This window comes from Azospirillum sp., assembly GCF_035627195.1.
Classification (GTDB): Bacteria; Pseudomonadota; Alphaproteobacteria; order Azospirillales; family Azospirillaceae; genus Azospirillum.
On sequence record NZ_DASPMG010000381.1, the window covers coordinates 1 to 3,429 of the forward strand.

Sequence of the window (3,429 nt, forward strand, 5' to 3'; positions counted from 1 at the left end):
CGCTGGCCGAGCAGGCGAACGAGTCGCTCCAGAAGCTGCGCGCCTACGGCTTCCTCGCCGAGGGCGACTACCTGATCCCGTTCATGGAGTGGGCGAACGCCTACCGCCAGATCATCGACACCTACCCGGCCGGCATGGCCCGCGCGCGCGTCGACGACAACCTGTGCGGCGTCAGCTTCGCGGCCACCGACACGGCGGGCCGCCCGACGCAGTTGCCGGCCGCCACGGCGTCGCTGCTGTTCGCCGCCGGCAACATCATCCCGCCGGCCGGCGGCATCAACGCCATCGCCGACAACGCCGCCAACGGCCCGATCATCGAGCAGGCGGCGGTGTCCCGCCTGACCGGACGGCAGGACCTGAACATCGACAGCGCCTACTGCCACCGCATGCTGGTGACGGATCAGGCGGTCGACGGCTACCGCCGCACCTTCCCCGACGCGATCTGGGCGCGGCGCGTCGCCCAGGGCATGGGGGAGACCACGTTCACCGGCAACCTGCGCGGCAAGCCGGCGCTGATCGTCCACGGCCGGTCGGACTCCGTGCTGCCGCCCAACCACCACGGCCGCGCCTACCTGGGCCTCAACAAGACGATCGAGGGAGCGGCCAGCAAGCTCAGCTACATCGAGGTGACGAACGGCCAGCACTTCGACGCGCTGATCCCGACGCTGGCGAACGCCAACCGCGAGGTCGTCTTCATCCCGCTGCACTACTACTTCGAGCGGGCGCTGGACGCCATGCTGGCGCACCTGCGCAGCGGCACGGCGCTGCCGCCCAGCCAGGTGGTCCGCGCCACCCCGCGCGGCACGGCGGCCATCACCGCCGCCAACCGCGCCACGCTGATGCCGGAGTTCGCCACCACGCCCGCCGCGGCGGACGCCATCACGGTGGCCAACAACACCGTCAGCATCCCGCGCTGACGCCATCATCGCAACCGTGACCTGACCCAGGGCCGGAGTGGGGGCAACCCCGCTCCGGTCTCTTTTTTGTCACGAGCGATAATCCGACCAATAGGGGAGGTTTGGCCGGATTTTTCCGACCAAAGATGGACTGTCCGCCTATTCCGTCCGGCTGATAGTTTACACAAAAATGACGAACAGGCCGCCGCCGGGCACCTCCGGCGCACCGGAGGTTTTTGCCATGAACGCGGCAGAGGAAGAGGTACTGCGAGCCAACGCCTACGCGTTGCTCGCCGCGCTGCTGACGGCTCCGCCGTCGGCCGACCTGCTGCAGGCACTGTCCGTCCTCGACGGCGACGTGGACGCGGAGGACGGGCCGATGGGCGCCGCCTTCGCCACCCTGGCGTCCGCCGCGCGCGCTGCCCTGCCCGCCGACGTGGCCGACGAATACGGCACCCTGTTCATCGGCGTCGGCGGCGGCGAGCTGTCGCCTTACGGCTCCTACTACAAGACGGGCTTCCTGAACGAGAAGCCGCTGGCCGAGCTGCGCGCCGACATGGCGCGCCTGGGCATCGCGCGCGCCGACGACGTGCGCGAGCCGGAGGACCACATCGCCGCACTGTGCGAGATGATGGCAGGCCTCATCACCGGCGCCTTCGACGCCGAAGCCACCCTGGACGAGCAGCGCGCCTTCTATGAGCGCCACGTCGCCGGCTGGGCGGAGCGCTTCTTCACCGATCTCGAAGCGGCGCCGTCGGCGCGCTTCTACCGCGCCGTCGGCGCGCTGGGCCGCACCTTCCTGGCGGTCGAGGGCCAGGCGTTCGATCTGGCGGCCTGACAACGAACACGGGTGGACACGGGGGTACGATCATGACGGACAGCAACGACAAGACCACGCTCAAACGGCGCGACCTGTTCCGCGGGCTGGGTGCCGGCGCGCTGGGCGCCGCCGCCGTCGCCGTGACGGCCGCCCCCGCCGAGGCCGCAGCACGGCCGGACCCGAACGACCCCACCGCCGCCCGCTACCGCGAGACGGAGCACGTCCGCAAGGCCTACGCGCTCGCCGCCTTCTGAGGAGCCCCGACATGCGCATCACCAAGAAGTCCGCGGGCACGGCCGGCGGCTCCAAGCTGTCGAAGGCTTTGAGCGGCCTGACCGGTTCGTCCATCGACCGCCGTACCTTCCTGCGCCGCTCCGGCCTCGCCGCCGGTGGCGCCGCCGCCGTCGCCGGCCTGCCGCTGGGCATGGTCAAGAAGGCCGATGCCGCCACCACCGCCGTGGGCGGCGCCCCCGTCAAGCAGGTCAAGACCATCTGCACGCACTGCTCGGTCGGCTGCACGGTCGTGGCCGAAGTGCAGAACGGCGTGTGGATCGGCCAGGAGCCGGCGTTCGATAGCCCGCTGAACCTCGGCGCCCATTGCGCCAAGGGCGCGGCGGTGCGCGAGCACGCGCACGGCGACCGCCGCCTGCGCTATCCCATGAAGCTGGTGGACGGCAAGTACCAGCGCATCGGCTGGGACCAGGCCATCGCGGAGGTCGGCGACAAGCTGCTGCAGATCCGCGAGACGTCGGGTCCGGATTCGGTGTTCTGGCTGGGCTCGGCCAAGTTCTCGAACGAGCAGGCGTACCTGATCCGCAAGTTCGCGGCGTTCTGGGGCACCAACAACATCGACCATCAGGCGCGCATCTGCCACTCCACGACGGTCGCCGGTGTCGCGAACGTCTGGGGCTACGGCGCCATGACGAACTCGTACAACGACATCCAGAAGTCGCGTGCGATGTTCTTCATCGGCTCCAACGCCGCCGAGGCGCATCCCGTCGCCATGCTGCATGTGCTGAAGGCGAAGGAACAGAACAACGCGCCGCTGATCGTCGCCGACCCGCGCTTCACCCGCACGGCGGCCAAGGCGGACGAGTACATCCGCTTCCGCCCCGGCACCGACGTGCCGCTCATCTGGGGCATCCTCTGGCACGTCTTCGAGAACGGGTGGGAGGACAAGGACTACATCGCCAAGCGCGTCTACGGCATGGACGAGATCCGCGCCGAGGTGAAGAAGTGGACGCCGGAAGAGGTCGAGAAGGTCACCGGCGTTCCGGGAAGCCAGCTGAAGCGCGTCGCCCGCACGCTGGCCAGCAACCGGCCCGGCACGCTGGTCTGGTGCATGGGCGGCACCCAGCACCACGTCGGTTCCAGCAACACGCGCGCCTACTGCATCCTGCAGCTGGCGCTGGGCAACGTCGGCCTGGCCGGCGGCGGCACCAACATCTTCCGCGGCCATGACAACGTGCAGGGGGCGACCGACTTCGGCGTCACCTCCGACAGCCTGCCCGGCTACTACGGCCTTGCCGAGGGGGCGTGGAAGCACTGGGCCCGCGTCTGGGACGTGCCGTACGACGAGATCCTCAAGCGCTTCGCCTCCAAGGACCTGATGGAGAAGACCGGCATCCCGGTCTCCCGCTGGTTCGACGGCGTGCTGGAGGCCAAGGAGAACATCGACCAGCCGAACGGCATCAAGGGCATGGTGTTCTGGGG

General features: G+C 69.6%; 4 protein-coding genes. All 4 read left to right on the plus strand.

The genetic code is table 11. The features are described from left to right. On the plus strand, nucleotides 1-917 hold a 917-nt coding region (locus tag VED21_RS33375; RefSeq protein ID WP_324890234.1), incomplete at its 5' end, for a 3-hydroxybutyrate oligomer hydrolase family protein. A 220-nt stretch (nucleotides 918-1,137) separates the two neighbouring features. After that, on the plus strand, nucleotides 1,138-1,734 hold the full coding sequence (locus VED21_RS33380; protein ID WP_324890235.1) for a molecular chaperone TorD family protein: 597 nt from the start codon (nucleotides 1,138-1,140) through the stop codon (nucleotides 1,732-1,734). Nucleotides 1,735-1,766: 32 nt separating this feature from the next. After that, nucleotides 1,767-1,970 (plus strand): formate dehydrogenase, encoded by a 204-nt coding sequence (locus tag VED21_RS33385; RefSeq protein ID WP_324890236.1) that lies wholly within the window; start codon nucleotides 1,767-1,769, stop codon nucleotides 1,968-1,970. An 11-nt stretch (nucleotides 1,971-1,981) separates the two neighbouring features. After that, nucleotides 1,982-3,429 (plus strand): molybdopterin-dependent oxidoreductase (locus tag VED21_RS33390; RefSeq protein ID WP_324890237.1); only part of this gene is annotated, 1,448 nt, incomplete at its 3' end.